At 51.9% G+C, this 19,962-nt stretch carries 21 protein-coding genes and 4 pseudogenes; 7 read left to right on the plus strand and 18 right to left on the minus strand.

Features of this window, described 5'->3' with window-relative positions; translation table 11 throughout:
• Positions 1–62 precede the first annotated feature (62 nt).
• On the minus strand, positions 63–2,528 hold the full coding sequence (locus tag O71_RS17595) for a PKD domain-containing protein (RefSeq protein ID WP_007659554.1): 2,466 nt from the start codon (positions 2,526–2,528) through the stop codon (positions 63–65).
• Between the two features lie 191 nt (positions 2,529–2,719).
• On the opposite strand from O71_RS17595, the gene O71_RS17600 reads away from it, so the two are divergent.
• Positions 2,720–3,157 carry a thioesterase family protein gene (locus O71_RS17600; RefSeq protein ID WP_007659556.1) on the plus strand — a complete coding sequence of 146 codons (438 nt, stop codon included), beginning with the start codon at positions 2,720–2,722 and terminating at the stop codon, positions 3,155–3,157.
• A gap of 155 nt (positions 3,158–3,312) precedes the next feature.
• Here the strand turns inward: O71_RS17600 and O71_RS17605 are convergent, their stop codons facing one another.
• From O71_RS17605 to O71_RS17615, 3 genes and pseudogenes are all read right to left on the minus strand, one after another.
• Positions 3,313–3,825, minus strand: a complete 513-nt coding sequence (locus tag O71_RS17605) for an NADPH-dependent FMN reductase (RefSeq protein ID WP_237717893.1) — start codon at positions 3,823–3,825, stop codon at positions 3,313–3,315.
• A gap of 122 nt (positions 3,826–3,947) precedes the next feature.
• Positions 3,948–4,444: pseudogene (locus tag O71_RS22805) on the minus strand (VOC family protein).
• A gap of 81 nt (positions 4,445–4,525) precedes the next feature.
• Positions 4,526–6,043: a hypothetical protein gene (locus tag O71_RS17615; RefSeq protein ID WP_007659562.1), complete on the minus strand. Its 1,518-nt coding sequence runs from the start codon at positions 6,041–6,043 to the stop codon at positions 4,526–4,528.
• Between the two features lie 287 nt (positions 6,044–6,330).
• Here O71_RS17615 and O71_RS17620 point away from each other — a divergent pair, with 287 nt between their 5' ends.
• Both O71_RS17620 and O71_RS17625 read left to right on the plus strand, forming a co-directional pair.
• On the plus strand, positions 6,331–7,050 hold the full coding sequence (locus O71_RS17620; RefSeq protein ID WP_007659565.1) for a hypothetical protein: 720 nt from the start codon (positions 6,331–6,333) through the stop codon (positions 7,048–7,050).
• Positions 7,051–7,061: 11 nt separating this feature from the next.
• Positions 7,062–7,664: a hypothetical protein gene (locus O71_RS17625; protein ID WP_007659569.1), complete on the plus strand. Its 603-nt coding sequence runs from the start codon at positions 7,062–7,064 to the stop codon at positions 7,662–7,664.
• Between the two features lie 84 nt (positions 7,665–7,748).
• Here the strand turns inward: O71_RS17625 and O71_RS17630 are convergent, their stop codons facing one another.
• The 7 genes and pseudogenes from O71_RS17630 to O71_RS17655 form a co-directional block, all read right to left on the minus strand.
• Complete coding sequence (locus O71_RS17630; RefSeq protein ID WP_007659572.1) at positions 7,749–8,594, minus strand: arsenite methyltransferase; 846 nt, start codon at positions 8,592–8,594, stop codon at positions 7,749–7,751.
• Between the two features lie 53 nt (positions 8,595–8,647).
• The gene (locus O71_RS17635) at positions 8,648–8,980 is read right to left on the minus strand and encodes a helix-turn-helix transcriptional regulator (RefSeq protein ID WP_007659573.1); all 333 of its coding nucleotides are present in this window, start codon (positions 8,978–8,980) and stop codon (positions 8,648–8,650) included.
• 81 nt (positions 8,981–9,061) lie between these two features.
• Positions 9,062–9,226: a hypothetical protein gene (locus O71_RS24040; RefSeq protein ID WP_155800985.1), complete on the minus strand. Its 165-nt coding sequence runs from the start codon at positions 9,224–9,226 to the stop codon at positions 9,062–9,064.
• Positions 9,223–10,083 carry a potassium channel family protein gene (locus O71_RS17640; RefSeq protein WP_007659574.1) on the minus strand — a complete coding sequence of 287 codons (861 nt, stop codon included), beginning with the start codon at positions 10,081–10,083 and terminating at the stop codon, positions 9,223–9,225. The genes O71_RS24040 and O71_RS17640 overlap by 4 nt, the downstream gene beginning before the upstream one ends.
• Before the next feature lie 57 nt (positions 10,084–10,140).
• Positions 10,141–10,590, minus strand: coding sequence for a hypothetical protein (locus O71_RS17645; RefSeq protein ID WP_007659575.1), 450 nt, complete (start codon positions 10,588–10,590; stop codon positions 10,141–10,143).
• A gap of 81 nt (positions 10,591–10,671) precedes the next feature.
• Positions 10,672–12,773 (minus strand): annotated as a pseudogene (locus O71_RS17650) (copper-translocating P-type ATPase).
• Positions 12,774–12,786: 13 nt separating this feature from the next.
• Complete coding sequence (locus tag O71_RS17655) at positions 12,787–13,089, minus strand: hypothetical protein (protein ID WP_040574659.1); 303 nt, start codon at positions 13,087–13,089, stop codon at positions 12,787–12,789.
• A 166-nt stretch (positions 13,090–13,255) separates the two neighbouring features.
• On the opposite strand from O71_RS17655, the gene O71_RS17660 reads away from it, so the two are divergent.
• Positions 13,256–13,894 (plus strand): DUF2911 domain-containing protein, encoded by a 639-nt coding sequence (locus O71_RS17660; RefSeq protein ID WP_007659578.1) that lies wholly within the window; start codon positions 13,256–13,258, stop codon positions 13,892–13,894.
• A gap of 74 nt (positions 13,895–13,968) precedes the next feature.
• Here O71_RS17660 and O71_RS27515 read toward each other — a convergent pair.
• The 4 genes and pseudogenes from O71_RS27515 to O71_RS17680 all read right to left on the minus strand — a co-directional run bounded on the left by O71_RS27515 (position 13,969) and on the right by O71_RS17680 (position 16,853).
• Positions 13,969–14,999 (minus strand): annotated as a pseudogene (locus O71_RS27515) (PQQ-dependent sugar dehydrogenase).
• A gap of 372 nt (positions 15,000–15,371) precedes the next feature.
• Positions 15,372–16,094 (minus strand): PRC-barrel domain-containing protein, encoded by a 723-nt coding sequence (locus tag O71_RS17670; protein ID WP_007659585.1) that lies wholly within the window; start codon positions 16,092–16,094, stop codon positions 15,372–15,374.
• Positions 16,095–16,099: 5 nt separating this feature from the next.
• On the minus strand, positions 16,100–16,300 hold the full coding sequence (locus O71_RS17675; RefSeq protein WP_007659586.1) for a hypothetical protein: 201 nt from the start codon (positions 16,298–16,300) through the stop codon (positions 16,100–16,102).
• Positions 16,301–16,436: 136 nt separating this feature from the next.
• Positions 16,437–16,853, minus strand: coding sequence for a hypothetical protein (locus O71_RS17680; protein WP_143731998.1), 417 nt, complete (start codon positions 16,851–16,853; stop codon positions 16,437–16,439).
• A 187-nt stretch (positions 16,854–17,040) separates the two neighbouring features.
• Here O71_RS17680 and O71_RS17685 point away from each other — a divergent pair, with 187 nt between their 5' ends.
• Together O71_RS17685 and O71_RS17690 are read left to right on the plus strand one after the other, a co-directional pair.
• Positions 17,041–17,415 (plus strand): hypothetical protein, encoded by a 375-nt coding sequence (locus tag O71_RS17685; protein ID WP_007659590.1) that lies wholly within the window; start codon positions 17,041–17,043, stop codon positions 17,413–17,415.
• Positions 17,416–17,540: 125 nt separating this feature from the next.
• Positions 17,541–18,035, plus strand: coding sequence for a hypothetical protein (locus tag O71_RS17690; RefSeq protein ID WP_040574655.1), 495 nt, complete (start codon positions 17,541–17,543; stop codon positions 18,033–18,035).
• Positions 18,036–18,161: 126 nt separating this feature from the next.
• On the opposite strand, the gene O71_RS17695 is transcribed toward O71_RS17690, so the two are convergent.
• Positions 18,162–18,764, minus strand: coding sequence for a hypothetical protein (locus O71_RS17695; RefSeq protein WP_155800987.1), 603 nt, complete (start codon positions 18,762–18,764; stop codon positions 18,162–18,164).
• Positions 18,765–18,985: 221 nt separating this feature from the next.
• On the opposite strand from O71_RS17695, the gene O71_RS17700 reads away from it, so the two are divergent.
• Positions 18,986–19,252: a hypothetical protein gene (locus tag O71_RS17700; RefSeq protein WP_007659595.1), complete on the plus strand. Its 267-nt coding sequence runs from the start codon at positions 18,986–18,988 to the stop codon at positions 19,250–19,252.
• 56 nt (positions 19,253–19,308) lie between these two features.
• Here the strand turns inward: O71_RS17700 and O71_RS17705 are convergent, their stop codons facing one another.
• Both O71_RS17705 and O71_RS24400 read right to left on the minus strand, forming a co-directional pair.
• A complete protein-coding gene (locus O71_RS17705; RefSeq protein WP_040574657.1) occupies positions 19,309–19,488 on the minus strand; it encodes a hypothetical protein in 180 nt (59 codons plus the stop codon).
• Between the two features lie 15 nt (positions 19,489–19,503).
• Positions 19,504–19,962: pseudogene (locus O71_RS24400) on the minus strand (class I SAM-dependent DNA methyltransferase); the annotation flags it as partial.

The raw sequence follows: 19,962 nt of genomic DNA on the forward strand, positions 1-19,962 counted from the left end.
ACTGCTCCACCGAGGCCAATTCCCCGTTGGCGTACTTGCGGAAGAGCCCCGGTTCGGCCATGTCACCAGTGCCCGTGTTGCGCAGCACGAAGCGGACCATGCCCGTCTCGGCGCTGCAGCGTCCGGTGATGGAGACGGTGGGCGTCGGCTCGGCCGGTTTGTTGTTGGAGGGCGTGATCCAGGCGCGGGTGCAGACGGTCAGGCCCCGCACCGACTCGTCGCCGCAGGTGACCAGGTCCTCGATCTGAATGGTGCCCTTTTGGCCGGCCGCCAGGTCGCCCACGGAGAACTCGTAGGAGCCGTSGGCAGCAGGGGTGTAGGGGCTTGTCAGCCGATAGCAGCTCGACTTCCCTGGGCAGCTGCAGGTATACCCTGGCGTCGGGGGCGGCGGCGAAGCCGGCGTTTTCGTAGCGCACGGTGGTGGTGCTCTCGAAGCAGCGGCGTCGGCGGGTGGAGGAGACGCTCACCGACAGGTAGGGGGAGAGGGTGACATGATTAGAGAAGTTAATTCCATCTACACCCATATCAGGTGAAGGTATATTTACTGTCTTAACTGGGCAGCTTTGTGTAATCGAACGTCCTTTGTCATTTGGGAAGATTTGACGTAACATATAAGTGCCAGGATCAACAGTAAGCGTGTAGTTACCATCTTTATCGGTTAGCGCATAACTTGGTCCTGGAGTCGCTTCAACAACAATACCGGCTAATCCGCTTTCATCTTCTTCCGGTTTACAGTTCTGATTTGCATCATGATAAACTTTGCCTGTTATATAGCCTTCCAAGGGGTTATAGGTATTAGAATGATAAACAGTGTAAGCATCACTAATTTTATCTTCTACCATTAATTTTGTACCTCTTTTGTTTACAACCAGAGTTTGGGGAAACTCTTGCTGCTCCTTTTCATACTTTAGGTTACCATCGGTGTCGTATATCCTGAAAAAACTTTTCTGTTTGTTGGATGCCACATAAATATTTCCGGCAGCATCCACCGTCATATCACTCTTATTGTACCTGTGGCGCGTATCATCCCAGCTATAATTTCCCATGGTTTTAAGCAACTTACCATCAGGACTAAATTTTTGGACCCGGGCACCATTATAATCAAGCACATACACATTGCCATGTATGTCTGATGCAATGGCTTCTCCAAGTTTAAACTCGTCTCCAGCGCTACCTACCAGCCGTTGAAATACACCATCAGGACCAATTTTTCGGAGCAACCCTTGTCCATAATCACCCAGGTATATATTACCACTTATGTCTACATGTATGTTGCTGAAAGTTTGCCAGCCTACATTCGGACCATAGTCAGTATACTTCTCCAGGAACTCTCCCTGATTATTGAATTTTAAAATGCCTTTGTTAGTAAAGGTGTTTGAGAGCAAATAAATGTTGCCATGTATGTCTAGGGCGAAGTCAAGAATTTCTCTGTAGTTATGGTCAATAAGGAAATCTGAAATTAATGTAGTAGGCTTACCAGAGTTATCAAATTTTATTACTCTTTGGCCTTTTTTGTACACATAAGGATGCCCCTTATCGAGCACATACACATTGCCTGCATCGTCCAGGGCAAGTTCCTGGGTTCTGTAAAGATTGCCCCATACCTGAAGGAAATCTCCATTTTTAGTATACATGATTACTTTGCTGCCGTCCCAGCGGAAGTCTGCTGCATATACATTGCCCTCACGATCCAAGGCAATGCTTATTTTCTCTCCGTATAAAAAATCATCAACATCATCACTGAACTCATGGTATATCTCGCGCAGGTAGCTTCCATCCGTATTGTAGACAATTATAGTGTGCGAGGCGCGATAAGCCACATATATTTCTCCTGAGTCATGTATGGCAATAGACATTGGGTAGTAATGTGGTTTTTTTGCGGCATTGACTTGCTTAAAATCTACTAAGAGCTTGCCCTCTGCAGAATATTTCAGAACATTGTGATGCACATAGCTATCGATAACATAGATATTGCCATCAGCGTCAAGTGCTATGTCTTTTACGTCAGTATCTGTTTGCTGAGCTCCATGGTTGACATTTATTATTTGGAGAAGTGTACCCTTGCTGCTGAATTTTTGAACACGCTTGTTACCTGTGTCAGCTACATAAATATTCCCATCGTTATCAACAGCTACGGCAGAGGGAGCGCTTAACTGACCAGGTCCATTACCGAAGGAACCAAACTTAAGCAAAAGCTTGCCCTCAGGACTAAACTTAGCAACTACAGCACTGGTATCACCAACTATATAAAGGTTGTTGTGCTGATCCAGAGTAATGCTATAACCGTAATAGTCCTGCAGCACAGACTTGTCGGGGCCATAGCCCAGGTCCACATTACCATCGCGATCAAACTTGACTATACCTGATCTTTGGGCCAGATAAATATTTCCCTGGTTATCCAACGCAATGTCTTCCGGTAAAGAGACAGGAACGCCTACTACCTTTGCTGGCTCAAATTTCGGAGATTGAGCTACAGAAAAATGACATAAAGAAAGGAAAATTATTATAAACTGTAGAGTTGTTCTCATAGGCACTAAACAGAGGTTGCTAACAAGGAGATATAATGCTGTAAATGTAGATTTTAAGCTATAAACATAGCGCTATATTGTGTGATTTGCTAAAGGTAGATTGAAAAATACGACCTTTGTTATACCTGCATAGCTTAACTTTGCAATCCTATCACCGTTATCACTTCGACCCATATAAAAACGAAACAAGCATGCCTCATATCTATACCAATAAAGTAATGTGGTCGCACCTGGATGCGAACATGCACATGCGTCACTCCGCCTATGCCGATTTTGCGGCGCAGGCCCGTATCGAAGCCCTGGAAGAACTGGGGATGGATCTGAAAACCTTTCAGCGCCTGCATATCGGGCCGATCCTGTTCAGAGAAGAAACCTCATACCTGCGGGAAGTAGGAATAAACGAGGAGATCACCATTAAGACGGAACTGACAGCCAGCCGCAAAGACGGCTCCCGCTGGGCACTGCGCCACGAGCTGTTTAAGGAAGACGGCGTGAAAGCGGCGGTGATCAAAGTGGAAGGCGCCTGGATGGATGTGCTGAAGCGCAAGCTAACCGTGTTGCCGGAGGAACTGGCGCAGCACTTCCTGGAGCTGCCGCGCAGCGCCGATTATGTAGAGCTGGAAGGGTAGGGTTAATCGTGCCGCTCCCAAGAGGGGAATCTCTGACATTGCTTATTTAAAAGTACGAATTCAGAGCAAAGGTCGAATCCTATTGCTTCACAAGCGGCCAGAGTCCGCCGAATAGCGCGCACTCGCCAGAGGCGAGCGAGGGTGTTGTGGCTGATTCAGTTTACAGCTTGCTGTTCCATTTTGCTTTTCGCTTCTATACACCAAAGCAGTTCACTGATAAAGTGATCCGCTCGCTTGTCGGTTGCCTCTTTGTCCGAGGCGTTGCCTTCTTCGTCATAGTTGTCCTGCACTTTGGGAACCGGAAACATAGCGGGTACTGTCCAGGCGCGCATTTTCCAGAGTGTGAACTGCAGCGAGGTAATCACTTGCGTACCACCAAAAGCTCCTCCCGAAACTGTCGAGATGGCTACTGGCTTACGGTGCCATTCGTCATAGAGCAGGTCCACCACGTTTTTAAGGCTGGCCGGATAGCCTCCGTTATACTCGGGCGTTACGATGATGACGCCATCCGCACCCAATATCTTTTCCCTGAATTCCTGCATGCCGATCGTGGGCTCATTCTGCCGACTGTAACGCTCGTGAAATACCGGGAAGTCGTAGGCTTTCAGGTCTATGATCTCTGTAGTGGCGAGCTGGTGTTCTTCCAGGTACTTTTTCAGGTATAGCACGACGCGGTGACTTTTGCGGCCGGTGCGTACGCTCGAAGAAATTATGGCGACGTGGGGCATGGGTGCTGTGGTTAAAGGTTTCGGTTTGTATTTGAGTTGTTATCGCTTTGTCAGTAGAGTAATCATTTTTCCAACTCAGCGAGCAGGTCCTGCAGGTCGAGCGGCTGGGTATACATGGTGATGGAACCCTCTTCGTCACGGGCCACTTCTCCTGAGGTCGGTCCCAGTACAACTCTACGCCATTGCCATCTGGGTCCGACAGGTATAGCGCTTCCGAAACACCATGGTCCGAGGCACCGTCAAGGCGGTAGTTCGCTTCCCTGATTCGCTTGAGAATAGCAGCCAGATCTTTGCGGGTAGGGTAGAGGATGGCGGTATGGAAAAGGCCGGTGCTGCGAGGCGGCGGTGGGGTACCGCCTTTGCTGTACCAGGTGTTCAGGCCAATGTGATGGTGGTAGCCACCCGCTGAGACAAAAGCCGCATCCGGTCCGTACATCATCACCAACTCAAAGCCCAGGAGGTCGCGGTAAAATGCCAGTGCCCGATCAAGGTCTGCCACTTTAAGGTGCACATGCCCGATTCGGGTCTGCGTGGGTACAGTATACTTGTCTGATGCCATGGTCTTCTGCCTTTTAGTCTTCAATACTAGCCCATACGCGCATCACAGTTTTTTGTGTTGATCGAGTCCTGTACGCTTGCATCATAAATCACTCTGCGCCAGTTCAAGCAGGACATCGTAGTAAGGGCGGCGCAGCATTTTGGCTTTGAGCCAGGCGTAGAAACTCATGGCCTGAATGTCCGTGTTCTCAAACGACTCAAACTCCAGGCTCTGTTCTACCTGCTGAAAGAAGGCTTCGCTGGCGACAAGCGCGGGTTGATTCACCATGTGCTTGATCAGTTGCAGGTACTGCTTCACATTGTAGTATGCCGGCTGCTGCAGCAGGTCTTTGAAGGTGCGCTCAAATGACCGGATCTTGTTCAGCACCAGATCCTCGTTGCCCAACTCATACTGCAGAATCAGCTCGCCCATTTTTTTCTTTAGCACCCACTCTCGCCCCATGGTCTGCTCCAGCCACTTGTCTGATCGCTTGATTCCCAGCAACACGCGGTTTGCCTTGCCGAATGCACCCTGCGCGAAATAGTTGAAGCTCAAGCCCAACAGGGCAGTCAACTGGTCACGCTGACTCAGGTGCACTTTGCTTTTATAGAGCAGTTTCTCCATCAGCCCGATAGCCTCTTCGTTATTGCGCAGAAAGACCAGGTTGGCTACCATCAGAAAAATGTAGCGCGGGTAAAAGGTGGCATAATGGTTCTTTCCGTCTCCGCTCATGCTGTTGTGCAGGAGAGCCAGGTAATGGATCGACTCCACAAATTTCTTGTTCCGGTACAGCACGTGTGCGATCATGTAGAGCAGGCTGAGCTTGTAGTACTGATGGGCTTTGATGAAACCGTATTTCTGTTCTGTCTCCTGGTACTGGCTGATGATGTAAGGTTCAAAAGAGAGAAAATCCTTCCGGGCCAGCACAGCACTCCGGGCAATGGACATCAGCTTGTAAAGCAACAGCGGACGCTTGCTTACGGCCTCGGTCAGGTTGTAGCTGGCGAGCACTTCCTGTATGATCCGGTCGAAGTGCAGGTCGCGGCCCTGTCTGCGGACAGCCTGCAATCGCTGGTTGATAATACTGCTGGCGATGTTGGCTCTCTCCACTTCATCTGCTGCCAGTTTGTTCTGATTTCTCCTGGCTATGATCTGTTCCAGGTCTTCGGCAAACTCACTGTCCGTTTTCTCGATCTGCAGGTTATAGATCGTGTTGAGCAGATCGTATTGTTCGTTGGCAGTGGCCATTTTCTCCGCTTTGAGCAGGTAGTGCCAGGCCAGCCGCTCCACCCGCGCATCGAACAGGTAGCGGGCCAGGGAAAGCAGACCCATGATCGAGGAGGCTGCTGTGCTGTCCTCCTCCATCCGCTTGAGCATGATAAAATCCGTGAGGTGACGGGTGAGCCTTTTGCGGAGCGCATAGTAAGCCACCGGATTCGGTTCATCCGGGTATAGCCGCGCGATAAGTTGTTCTGGGGTGTAGTTCTTTTCCTGCAGCAGTAATTTATAAAGTGCCAGGTCTTTGCGGCTCTTCTTCTTTTTCTGTCGCTGAATGAAAATGCCAAGTTCCCGGCGGTCTTCTTCCCCCAGCGTTTCCAGCGTTATCTTGAGATCGTCCATTGTGCGTCAGTTATGGAGGTCGTGGTCAATGAAATGGAGAAGCATTATTTCTAATATCCTAAAGTGTCTGTTGAATAATTTTTAGTAGCTATAATGAGCTACATGCTAAATTTTAAAAGTCTTGCGGTGTGAATATAAGTAATTGTTAGTTAGTAATATATGATTAGGTAAAATACATTTCAAAAGTCCTTAAAGTTAGTTTGCTGGCTTTCTATACCTGTGGTAGTGTTGTAGGTTTGATCTATCAAAAGCAAGAGAAAAACTAACACTATAAACACACATCGACCATGAAAAATCTACTGTTCACCATCATTGCCTTCTTTGTTTATTTTACCTGTCAGGCGCAGGACATCCTCATCAAGCGCAACGGCGACGAGCTGGAAGTAAAGGTGCTTGAGATCGATCTGGAGGCTGTCAAATACAAGCGCTTCGATAACCTGGAAGGACCCATTATCTCCATTGCCAAAGCGGATGTATTTATGATCAAGTATGAAAACGGGACCAAGGTGACCATGAATGAGATGCGACCTGCCGTGCAGCAACCCGTTTATGCCCAACGCACGGGTTACCCGCAGGAGAACCTGAAGCTGGGTGGACCACGACTGGGTTTCACAGTCCTCAGCCAAAAGTACATCGACCACATCAGCAACGACTACGACACCAATGTCAATGCCTTCATGACGCAGTTTGGCTGGCAGTTTGAAACGCGGGTGTTTACGCTGGAGAATGGCACGTCGGGTTTGTTTGAGTTTGTGCCATTGATAGGTGGCCTGGAGCAGGGCAAGTTCCTGCCGAGCCTGAGTGCGCTGGTAGGCATCAGAAGTGCGAAAGGGCTGGAGTTTGGCCTGGGTCCAAACGTGTCGCTTGGCGGCGCGGGAATCGTGCTGGCAGTCGGTACCAATTTCCAGAGCCAGGGAGTAAACTTCCCGGTCAACTTTGCGGTGGCACCTTCTAAGGACGGCGCACGATTCAGTCTGCTTTTCGGCTTCAACTCACGTAAATACTAAGCCGCCCAGCCATGAATAAAGTTCTTCTGCTGATCCTGTTTCTGAGTATACAGCAAGCCCTGCTTGCACAGGATATTATCGTAAAAGTATCGGGTGAGGAAATACCTGCCCGGGTACAGGAAATCACGCTGCACGATGTGCTTTACCAGCACCCTGATTCATCGCAGGGTGTGATCTGGCGCTTGCCGAAGACAGAGGTATTTATGGTGAAGTTTGAGAACGGAACGAAAGAGGTTTTTGAACAGCACTTGGCTGACAGTCTGGCAAGCATGGCACAGGGAATGACACCTGAGCAGCTCTATGAACTGGGCAAAGCGGATGCAAAGCATTATTACAAAGGCAATGGCGCCATGTGGGGCTCAGCTGCCAGTTCGATGGTTATGTTTCCAATTGGACTGGCGGGCAGTGTCGTCATTGGGGCGACTGCCCCGAAAGTGAAGCCGGAGCGCGTGTCTGATATCGGCTTACTGGCGGAACAGGACTACCTGAGAGGGTATCAAGAGCAGGCAGCCCGCAAGAAGAGAGGAAAAGCTTTGGCCGGTGTGGGAATTGGCGCAGGTATACAGATTGGTCTGCTCATTTTGATACTGACCAGTATGCCTGTTATGCCTTAAGTACTGCCCATGTAAAAAACGGATCGGGTGTGGCAATATATCAGCGCTTGCCATACCCGATCCGTTTTGTGTCACTACAAATACTTAGCAGCAGCCACTGCCCGGTGTACAGGCCAGGTTTTCGATGGGCTTGCTACCGTAAACCGTGATGCTGTAGATGCCGGTGTTGCTTTCTCTGAAGGCCTTTATACCTTCTGCATCCAGGTAGTCCTGCAGAATCTCGTCCGGCACATGAATCGCTTTTTCTTTCTGCACCGTGATGTTTTCAAAGCCAACTTCATGGATGATCTGCAGGTATTCCTCTTTCTGTATTGCGCCTGACACGCAGCCGGCATACATCTCGCTGGCCTGCACGATGCCTTCCGGCAGATCGCCTACCAGCACCACATCCGAAATGCTGAAGTGTCCGCCCGGCTTGAGCACCCGGAAAGTCTCGGCAAAGGCCTGGCGCTTGTCCGGCACCAGGTTGAGCACACAGTTGCTGATCACCACGTCGGCACGGTTGGCTGCAATCGGAAGCGCTTCGATCTCACCCTGACGGAACTCCACGTTGTTGAAACCCAGCTTGTCGGCATTTTCGCGGGCCTTGGCAATCATAGCCTCGGTCATATCCACGCCGATCACCTTACCGCTTTCGCCTACCAGCGCACGGGCCACAAAGCAGTCGTTGCCGGCACCGGAGCCCAGGTCAACAACTGTCTGGCCTTTGCTGATCTGCGCAAATTCGGTCGGTACGCCGCAGCCCAACCCCAGGTCTGCATCCGGGTTGTAGCCTTCCAGCTCGGTGTAATTATCCGCAAAAATAGCATAGTCCACGGTGCCGCAGCCTGTGGCGCCGCAGCATGAGGCTGCATTTTGCTCCTTGCTTTGCAGCGCGATCTCACTGTACTTGTCGCGCACTATTTTCTTAAGTTCTTCTGCCTTGTTCATAGTTCTTAACTTTAGTTTATCGGTAAATCACGATGGATTAAAACAAATTTTTTTTAACAACAACTGCTGCCACAAGCCGTGTAGCTCTGGAACAACACGCCCAGCGTTTCCTGCGCCTGTTTCCATACCTGCTCGTTGATGCAGTAGCACACTTTTTTGCCGTCAATGTCTCCCTGAATCAGGCCAGCTTCCTTCAGCTCTTTCAGGTGCTGCGAAACTGTGGACTGCGACAGCGGCAACTCGTCCACTATATCGCCACAGATGCAGGCTTTTCGCTCCAGCAGCACACGCAGAATAGCAATGCGGGCCGGATGACCCAGTGCTTTGGCAAAACGGGCGATCAGGATTTCCTCTTCTGTAAATTGCTCTGTCTTTGAAAGTCCCATAGGTGAATTTTATTATCGTAAAATTGCGATTAATAATCGACTTTTCAAAATGCAAGAGCAGATTTTTTTTTGAGATACAGCCTATACCGGATTCGGACGATAAATATCTTTCCATTGCCAGCCATCCTGGTAGAGGAGGTAGGTCAATGTCTCGCGCCGCTTTTTGTAGGTCTCGGTGGAGTTAAATTCGCTTAAGCGGTCTGTTTTAAGTGGTATACCCGCTTCGATCAGGGCATCCCAGTTCATTTCCGGAAATGAATATGCTCCTGCTCTTCGTTTTTCTGATGTCTCTCCAGCACAAACAGGTAGTAATCCTGCGCTCCCCTGATGGTGAGCAGGTCTTCATCGGAAGGCCTTGCCTCGTCCTGAACGCCAAACTGCAGGAAGTTGATGGCCTCGTCGAAGATCGTCAGGTTGAGGATGACCGACTGCCGCTGTTCCACGCTGTGGAAGTAGTGGATGATCGGGTAGGCTTTGTGGTTCTGGCTGTGCTGTGTGATCATGTCGGCCAGGTCTGCATCATGCTTCAGCAGGCGGTTGAAGTTCTCGCCGTTCCAACTATTCAAGAGCATCTGCTGGGGAGAGTTGCCAAGGCTGTTGAGAAACACGCTGAGCTTCACCTGCAGGATAACCGCCGAAAGTACCGGCATGATGTAGGTAATGGAAATAGTGATGAAAGCGAGTCCGCTGAAAGCAAGCAGGTTGGTAACGATGTCCCATACATAAGAGCTGGGCTTGTAATCACCGTTACCCATGGTCGATAAGGTATAGCCGGCAAAATAGAGCTTCTCCCAGGCAGTGGTGACCTCGTCTGTGTTGCTGTTCAGGACCGAGGCCGGGTCGGAGAGGAGCAGCAGAAAAGACCCCAGCCACATACCTGCCACCCAGGTAAGAATGATAAGGACCAGCAGCATATGACCGACCCGCTCGAGCAGTTTCTTTTTGCCGTCATTACCTGCCATTTTCAGGCACAGGCGCCATGTTTTCTCTGAGAGGAAATTTGTCAGCAGCCCACCTCCCTGAAAGGACAAGGTGGTCGTGACCAGGTCTTTGAGTACAAATATGATGAGGATTATACCTGCTATCGCGTAGAGTAGCTGCATGAATGTTGGGAAATGAAATATACAAGAAGGAAGGCTGCCCTGGTAGAAAGGCTGTCATCAGCGGTTCATACGCTGGCGCATCCGGTTTACGTGGCTGGAGTCGACAATTCCCTGCTTTTGCATGCGTTGCATCATGCTGCTCATCATACCCTGGTGCTGCAGCATCAGGCGACTCATTTCGTTGCAGGCCGCGGTGTCAGCTTCACATAGCGTCATCATCTGTTTCATGTGCTGCTGCATTTGCTGGCGGTGCAGCGAAACCATGCCGCTGGTGTCGCCAATCATGCCGCCCTGCATCATGTCACCCCGCATCATACCGGCACCCATGTTCCGGTCCCGCATGTAGGCCATCATTTCGGAGCGCATCTGCTCATCTTCCAATATAGCGTCGTATACCTGACGCCGATCCTCTTCATCGCGGAGCATTTGCTGCACATTGTCCGATTGCTGGCAGCTGCTCGCACTGAACAGGAGGAGGGCCAGGAGGGAAAGTAATGCGTTTTTCATGGTTTTATATTTTTGGTTATGATAGATCACTCCATCCAAAAGGAGTAGCCTGTAATTTGGCTGTTTTCTATACTTGTGCATCTACCTGATCTGCCGGCGCAGCAATTGCGCATTGATGGCCACAATCACAGTGCTTAAACTCATCAAAGCCGCACCCACTGCAGGCGACACCATGATTCCCTGGTTATAGAGTACACCAGCAGCCAGGGGCAGCGCGATGACGTTGTAGCCGGTGGCCCAGATCAGGTTCTGTATCATTTTGCGATAAGTGGCTTTGCCGAAAAGGATGAGCGAGGCGATGTCCTGCGGATTGCTGTTGACAAGGATGATGTCAGCCGTTTCGGCGGCTACGTCAGTTCCGGAACCCACGGCTATACCTACATCGGCCTGCGCCAGGGCAGGGGCGTCGTTCACGCCGTCGCCGGTCATAGCCACAAACTCCCCTTTGTCCTGCAGCTCTTTCACCTTCTCCTGTTTCTGGTGCGGCAGCACATTGGCCAGGTAGCCATCCATTTCCAGTTTGTCGCTCACACTCTTCGCCACCCGTTCGTTGTCGCCGGTCAGCAGCAGGTTCTTGATCCCGTTCGCTTTCAGAATCCTTATAGCTTCGGCAGACTCTTCCCGTATCTGGTCGCGCATGGTGATGTAACCAAGCAGCTTACCTTCTACCAGCGTGTAGACAACTGTTTCCACGCCTTCTTCGGCTTCACTGGACGGCACGGCTATATTATATTCTCCCATATAGTTCGGCCCCACCACTTTTACATCTTTGCCCTCGACTACACCTTCCAGTCCTTTGCCAGGCAGGTAGTTGAAAGACTGGGAGGGAGGCACGGCTATACCCTGTTCCTTTACTCGGCGGAGGATGCTCTGGGCGATGAAATGTTCTGAGTTCTGTTCTACACCAGCTGCCAGGCGCAGCATTTCACGTTCGTCAACTGCCTTATCAAAAGTCACGACCGAGGCGATTTCGTGTGAGCCTGGGTGAGGGTGCCGGTTTTGTCGAAGATGATGGTGGTGATGAGGCGGGAGTTTTCAAAAGCCGTACGATTGCGGATAAGCAGGCCGTTGTTGGCCGAAACTGCCGTGGAGATCGCCACTACGAGCGGCACGGCCAACCCCAGGGCATGCGGACAGGAGATCACCATGACCGTCACCATCCGCTCCAGTGCAAAGGCAAATTCCTGTCCCAGGAGTAGCCAGACAGCCAGGGTGCCAAAGCCTGCGAAGAGGGCAATGTAGGTGAGCCATTTGGCGGCGCGGTCGGCCAAGCGCTGCGTCTCCGATTTGGTTTTCTGCGCGTCCTGCACCAGTTTGATCACCTTGTTGAGGTAACTCTCCTTACCTGTAAACTCCACCCGTACCCGCAGCGCCCCGTTGCCGTTGATGGAGCCACCGATCACTTTATCATCCTTGTTCTTTTTAACCGGTTTGCTCTCACCGGTCAGCATGCTTTCGTTCAGGTAACTTTCGCCGTCTTCCACCACGCCATCGGCCGGTACTTTCTCACCGGGTTTTACCAAGATCAGGTCACCTTTCTGAAGGTCCTCAATACGTACCCGTACCGTCTCCCCATCCTTGATCAGCATCGCCTCGGCCGGCATCATGCTCACCAGCAGTTCCAGCGCCTTGGAGGCGCCGAGCACAGAGCGCATCTCGATCCAGTGACCCAGCAGCATGATCACGATCAACGTAGCCAGTTCCCAGAAAAAGTCCATGCCCTCCAGCCCGAACACGATGGCGGTGCTGTAGAGATAGGCCACCGTGATGGCTACCCCAATCAGCGTCATCATGCCCGGAGCGCCTTTCTTCACCTCCTCGGCCAGACCAGTCAGAAAGGGCCAGCCACCGTAGAAATAGATGATGGAGGAAAGCGCAAAGGCGATGTACATACCATAAGGCACCTCCAGTGTGAAGCCCAGTATGTACTGCACCATAGGGCTCAGGATGATCACAGGTATAGAGAGCGCTAGCGATATCCAGAAGCGCTTTTTGAAGTCCTCGATCATCATGCGGTGATGGTCGTGGCCGTGCTCGCCGTGGGGCGGATGTCCGCTGGTGTCCTTGTGCATGGCATGCTCATGTCCATGCAGCGTCTTCTCCTCCAGCCGCTCCGTTACCTGGTCTTTCTGCTGCCGGGCCTGCTGCTTCTGATGATGATCGTGATGCTGGTGCTGGTCCATGGCTTCAGCCGTTTTATGCTCTGAGCTTCTGCGCCATTTCAGGGGTTATTGCTTCGGCGTAGGCCCCATAGGCATCCACCAGCACACCTTTCACTCCTCGGGATGATGAAATAGCATACACCACTGAGTTGTCATCGGGATTGCTCATACCTTCGAAGCGATGTACTTCATCGACTTCGAACTCCTCCGGTTTGAGCTCCATCGGTTTCGTGGTGCAGACGATGCAATTCTCTTTCAGGTTGAAGTCTTCGGTATAGCCTCTCTGCTTAAGTCCGTTTAATGCCTGGGAGAGGGTATCATAACTGTTGTCGTTCATGTTGTTTTTAATATTAGCGTAAATGGTTGCTGGCTTTTGCTGCGTTTTCTTATACTCTATGAGCTGGTTTTTCGTTCGGCAGCATCCGGATGCCGTCTTATTGCGATATAATGTGTAGCTTGAGCGCTTCAAAATCGTAAATTCTGTAAACCATATACCTAAAACTATGCTGATAAAACGCTATACCCAACTTGCACTTGGCGTACTGCTCGCCACATCCCTGACATACTGCAACCAGCCTGAGCAAAACCAGGAAGCATCCACTGACACGCAGGAAGGCCACGCCGGCCACAACATGCAAGCCAGCGAAGGGGCGACCATCATCGGTGCACAGGCAGAGCCGGATACATTGAAGGGCAGCCTGAAGGCCGAAGCCCACGGCATGATTGGCGATGCGCACCTGACCATCGCCTACCACTCACCGGCCGTGCGCGGACGACAGATCTGGGGAGGACTTGTCGCTTACAACCAGGTATGGGTAACGGGAGCACACACGGCAACCAGCCTGATGACTGACAAGGACATCACCGTAGGAGGGAAGCCATTGCCAGCCGGTAAGTATGCCTTGTTTACCATACCGGGTGAGCAGGAGTGGACCATCATCATCAACAAAAACTGGGACCAGCACCTGGCCGATGACTATGCGGAGTCAGAAGATGTGCTGCGCTTCACGGTGCAGCCCGAGATAGCTCCAGTAAAGCAGGAACGGCTTCGCTACGAAATCATTTCGGCAGATGGCGGCACAGGCAGCATCCAGATCACCTGGGATATGCTCCGTGTTGTTATTCCTGTTTCGCAGCAGTAAAATTTACCCGCATCAAAAAACAGAAAAGGACAGGCCTATACCTGTCCTTTTCTGTTTTTATGTGCTGTTGTAGCTTACCTTGGCGTGATCTTCCACAGTTCGCCGTTCTCGTGGTCGGTGACCACGTATAGTGCTCCGTCCGGTCCCTGGCGCACGTCGCGTATACGCTGCTTGCGGTCGGTGAGCAGGTGCTCCTCGCCGGTTACGCGGTTGTTCTCGATGCGCAAACGCACCAGCGCTTGTTCGCGGAGACCGCCTACAAACAGGTTACCCTTCCACTCCGGAAAAGCACTGCCGGTATAGAACTGCGCTCCCGAAGGCGCAATCACCGGATCCCAATAATATACGGGGTCCACATAGCCTTCCTTGGTCGTGACAGCATTTGGTACTGGTGCACCAGAGTACTCCTCCCCGAAGGTAACCACTGGCCAACCGTAGTTTTTGCCTTTCTCTACTTTGTTCACTTCATCGCCGCCCTGCGGTCCATGGTCCACTATCCAAAACTCGCCTGCCTCATTAAACGCCGATGCCTGCACGTTGCGGTGACCGGCTGTCCAGATCTCAGGCAGCGTGTTGTTCTGGTTTACAAAAGGATTGTCGTCCGGCACTTTTCCGTCCGGCGCAATGCGGATGATCTTACCCATGTGGCTGTTCATCTGCTGTGCCTGCGGACGGATCTCTTTGTCAGATCGCTCACCCAGGGTAATGTACAGCATGCCATCCGGTCCGAGGCCAGGCGAGAGCCGTAGTGCATCGTGCCGTCGTAGGTAGGCTGCGCCTGGAAGATCACCTCCACGTTTTCGAGGCGGCTGCTGTCATCACTCAGCCTTGCCCTGGCCACACTGGTGGCGTTGCCCCCTTTACGAGGCTCTGAAAAGCTCCAGTAGATCATGCGATCCGAGCCGAAGTCGGGGCCCAGCGCTACGTCCAGCAAACCGCCCTGACCGCGGGCGTCCACTTTGGGCACACCCGTTATCGGATTGCCAATCTGTCCGGATGCCGATACGATGCGCATGTTGCCGGACTTCTCTGTGACGAGCAGATTCCCGTCCGGAAGTGGCTCCACTGCCCATGGCTTCTGGAGATTTTTAGTGAGCACCTGCACATCAAACTTAGTTTCAGACTTGATCTCACAGGCGCGGGTCTGCCCCTCGAAAGTAGGCTTCTGATCAGGGTGTTTGCCGTGCCCCTGTCAATCGGCTGACAGTCTTCCTGGGTGGCAACAGGTTCTTGCTGGTCATTGTTCTGCTGGGTAGTCGTGTCCTCGCTGCAGGAGGCGCCCATGGTTGCCATACCTAGCGCAGAAAGAACGAGGAGTCTGGATAATTTCATAGTGTTATCTGTTTTGTGGTCGGTATTACAGTATAATCATTCTAGTACTGGATTGTTTTGAATAGGTTCGCTCAGCCCTTAACAACAAGGCCGCACTCTGTTATAAGGCGGCCTTGCAGGTATAGCGGTCACATCGCTTTTCGCTTTAGGAGTCCAGGGCTCTTTTCTTGAGCAGAATGAACTCCTCTTCGGTAATGGAGCCTCTTTCGCGCAACTCCTCCAGGCGCTCGATGGTGGAAATGGATTCTTCAACGGGCTTGATGCGCGGCTCCCGGCCGGTAGTATCCGGGCGGTCTGTCACATGCGTGTCCCTGCGGTTCAGATCGTGTGTCGATACGTTGGATGCGTAAAAGCGGTCTTCGCTGAACGACTCGTCGTTGTAGAAGTCATCACTGATGCGCCGCGTGCCTGCCGGCTGCTCCTGAACGGCCTCGTCAAACTCAGCTTTATAGTCCGAACGCTCGTCGATGGTGTCGCGGTGGGCCCGCCGGAAGTTATCCCGCACGGCATACTCGTAGTCAGTTGAGATCGGCCCGCCCGGATACACGGGGTAGCGGCTGATGCTGCCGGAGTCTACAGAAGAGAGAAAGATGTTTTTGCCCTTGCGGTCGAGCGCGGCCGCTCCGATGGGCACCAGCAGAAAGGTGTCGCGGTCGCGGTCGAAAAAGCGGTGCTCGCCCAACACAGAGAGGTAGCGCACTTTCATGGCCTGCATGTCCACGATCAGGTCTTTTACATCGCCTATTTTTTCGCCGTCGGCACCCACCACACGCCAGCCCCTGACGTCGGTATTGTCCTTGGCTACCTGGTAGTCCTTGAGCTCGCCCAAAGGCACCAGCCTTTCATTTCTTAGATCATTGTCATTCATTTCGGTCAGATTAAGTTCTTTTGTACATCAGCAATCAGGTCAGGAGCAGGTATGTGCGCCAGCGGGAAGACAGCAGCCAATGCCTGCGTTTGTCCGTCTTTCAGCACCAGTTCATAAATGGCCCATCCCAGCAGGAGCAGGATCACGACCAGCAGGATCCAGGGCCACACAGGTTTTTTCTTTTTTTCAATTCGTATTTCAGCCATGTTGCTTTTTTATTTTTTCATAGTTTTAGCTCGGTCACCTGGGCCAGCCACCAAAGCGGCGTGAGGTGCTGTGCTTAATACGGTGTTGCAGAGATGATTGTTGAAAGGATGAAAGGGTAGTCGGGAGAGGGGGCGATCAGGTCAGTTTCTTTTGATTGAGCCACTCCACGGCGTCCATGAGATGTACGAAATATTTGAACTCCAGCGAGTCGGTACTGTTCCTCCCCGGCGGTGGCACCGGGGCATCGGGGGGCAGCACATTGGCAATGCAGCGTACCTCTGAGGTTTCTTTCACTTTCATGTCCCACTCGCTCCAACTCAGGTAGGCCAGGTAGGCGGCAGGTGCCTGAAAAAAGTCCTGCACATCGTTCAGGATCGAACGACAGGGAAATTGCCGGATCATTTTCAGGATGCCTTTTTCCACTTCCTCAATGCTCTCTTCCGTCGCAGTTCCTTTCCAGATGATGTGGAGCATCTTGCGGTCGGCCAGGTAGCGTAGGGTACAGTAGCGCTGTCCCAAACTGTTCCGGTAATGTCTGTATGGTCTTCTCATAGCTTTGTATAGTATAAGGTACAGCTCTAAGTTGATATAGGTTGTGGCGGTTCGTATGTTGCATGGGGCGTGGCGGGAGGTAGAGCTATTAAGTCGTTTTTGCTGATACGGCTTTGCAGGGGAACCGGCACTGCAAATTATTTGGGGACAGCATACTTATGTATTGATTTTAAACGTAAATTGCATCGTGCCTTACGCCGTCAAAAACATATTGCTCTCGTTCACATTCCTGTTTGCATTCTTCAGTCTGCAACACGGGGCGGCTGTGGAGTTGCAGGCTGCAGCTATGCAGCAGGTGGCTGCACAGGGTGAGCTGAGGGAGTTCGACAGGTTACAAGCCCCGTCCATGGCGGTTTTGCAGGCCGAGGATCATGCCGGTACCTGGCAGTTCAGGCCTACGCAATCCTCTAAACAGACCTCTTACGGTTCGCCGGCGCTTGCCGCTAAGCTACAGGAGTTCAGGCTTCAACTTCTGATCGCGCACTACCTGCAGCGGATCAGGCATAGCAGTCCTGGCCTTGCCGTCAGCGACATCATCTTTCCATTCCATTATTTCTGGTAAATCCCTTTCCTTCTTGGTGAGGGTGTCCTGGCACGCCCGTCTTTCGGAAACAGGTATAGGCACCGGTATGCACCTAAGGGCTATACCTGCCTTATGTATTATCAGATTTTAATGGATTAAATAAAATGGATTTAGAAGCAATCGTATTAGGTATTTTGGCAACAGCAGTATTTCTGGTGCCTATCTTTTTCATTCAACGCAAACAAAAAGGGGAGGCCAACAAAGCAAAGAAAGCTTTCCTGGCAGCTGCCTCTGCACAGGGGCTCAACATCGGGCAGCATGATTTCTGGAACGAGCGCTACGGCATCGGAATGGACGAAGCACAAGGCCAGATCTTTTACTGGCACAACGAGGAAGCAGACCTGCAGGAGAGCATCATTGACCTGAGCTCGGTGCGCAAAACTTCTATCGACAACATGCACCGCGATGTGAACGGGAACCGCATCATCGACATGATCGTGCTGCGTGTAGCCCTGCACGGACCTAAAGCGCCGGAGTTATACCTGCCATTCTATAACCGCGAAGGTAGCATGATGCTGAGCGGAGAGCTGCAGTTGGCTGAGAAGTGGAGCAATATCATTCAGCAGAATATGGCAAAGATGCAGGCTGTGCAGGTATAAACCTGAGGCAGCAAGCAGGCCGCAGACAGGAGGGCCAGTTGGTGAAGGTAAACCTTAAATCGGTTTTGCCTCTGCCAACTGGCCCTCTGCTATTTTAGAAGTTCTCTAGCTTTTCTGAACGAATGATCACCAGCTGTAGGTAAGCTTCGTGTCAAAGCGGCCGTCGGTGATGTGCATGATTTTGGACGCGTCGGTATAGTGGTTTAGTTTTCCCTCGAACTGGCCGGATACAATGTGGCTGATTGTGTCGAGGCGGGTGAGGTGCAGGGTCAATTTAGAATCCTGTACCAGGTGGTAAAAATCGTTTTGGTTCATGTCGATCGTCAGCGATGCCATGTCCTCGTGGTCCGGCGTAAGGGTATAGGTGCCGGGTCCGTTCACATCGTAAGCGCTGAAGGCAAAGCTCTGTGAGATGTATTTTTTCTCGTCCTTGAATTTATAGTTGTATTCGGCCCGCACAATCAGCGAATAAGTGCCATCGGTGTTTTTGTGCAGTCGGCCTTCCACGTAGTTGTCTTCACAGACGAAGAAGTTGCAGATCTGGCCGTAGTTGACCCATACCTTGCCATTGGCTTTGAAACCTAATGTATTGCTGCCGTTCTGCGTGACAGGCGGAAGGTTGAACTCGGGCTCCTTGTCGCAGGAGCTCATACCTGCGCAGAGGGCTATACCTGTCAGCAAGAGCGCAATGGTCCGCAAGCTGCGAGACCTGAATCCGGGAGTGCTCATTTGAAGCGAATTAGGGATGCAAGGTATGCAAAAGTCGCTATACTCCAAATGGGTTCAGGTGGGGTTTTGCTGGTAGAACGTCTGGCCAGCTATACCCGCTTTATAGGTTGCTGCTTCAGTCGTGTGGGTGAATTATGGGTTTGCGATGGGCTACCGATGCAGGTGTGGTATGGTAGCTGCCGGTATTAGTGGTACCTTGGACTCTAAATCACCTTATTAACATGAAGAAACTACTCTACGTAGCGATCGCTTTAAGCGCTACAGCCTGCTCCTCAGAAAATAACCTGCAAGACACCCTATACAACATAGCGGAATCCGGCGCCAGCTTGGCCCTCGACTCGCTGCACCACACAGCCAACAGGGAGCTGGAACGCTACACCGGCATTGACTCGCTGGCGAACAAGATCGGTGCGGTTGATACAATAAACGTGGAGCGCAAAATTGAGCGCGGCGTGAAGCGCAGGCTCATCGAAGAACTCTCCAAATAACGATGCGATAAGCAACGGCTTCTAACACCGCTGCACCTTGGTAGGGCAACGGGAGCTTACTTCACATACTGCTCCTGCTCTGTCTTTCGTAATAAGCCCAGGCCATGCAGCGTTTGCAGCAGGCTGTCGATTTGCTGGAGGCGCTGGCCTTGCTGGGGCTTGGCGACGGGCTTGAACTGGTAGAGCAGGTCTTCGGCTGTGGCCGGGCGCTCGTGCAGCTGCAGGGCGCGTTGCACGGCCTGCGCCTGTTCCTATAGCGTTTTCGGCCAGGCCAGGGTTTCTTTGGCGGTGGCTTTGGCAACTTTGGTTTTGGTGCTGAGGCCGATCTCGGTTTGCTGCGTGCCCTGCGGATTCTGGTACTCCGGACGAAGCCAGCGCACCAGCCCGCGTGCCTCTTCGGCGGCGCGTTCTTTGTTGAGGGCCACCAAGCGCTCAAGTATTTCCTCTTCTGGCAGGTTGGCGGGCCAGCCGTAGGCGGCGGCCACGGAGGCATCGAGCTCGGTGTGGAGTTGCAGCAAAATACTCACCAGCCCCTGCTCGTGGGTTTTCTGCTCTTTGGCCGAAAGCGCCTCACCCGACCGCAGTTTCTCGAGCACGTTGTACATGTCGGTGATGGTGAGCGAAGGGTGCTGCGCCTGCCGCTGCTTGCGGTGTGCGTCCAGCTGCTCGGCTATACCTCTGATGTGTTCTTTTTGGGCTTCGGTTGCGGC

Origin of the sequence: Pontibacter sp. BAB1700 (assembly GCF_000277005.1) — a bacterium.
Lineage (GTDB): Bacteria > Bacteroidota > Bacteroidia > Cytophagales > Hymenobacteraceae > Pontibacter > Pontibacter lucknowensis.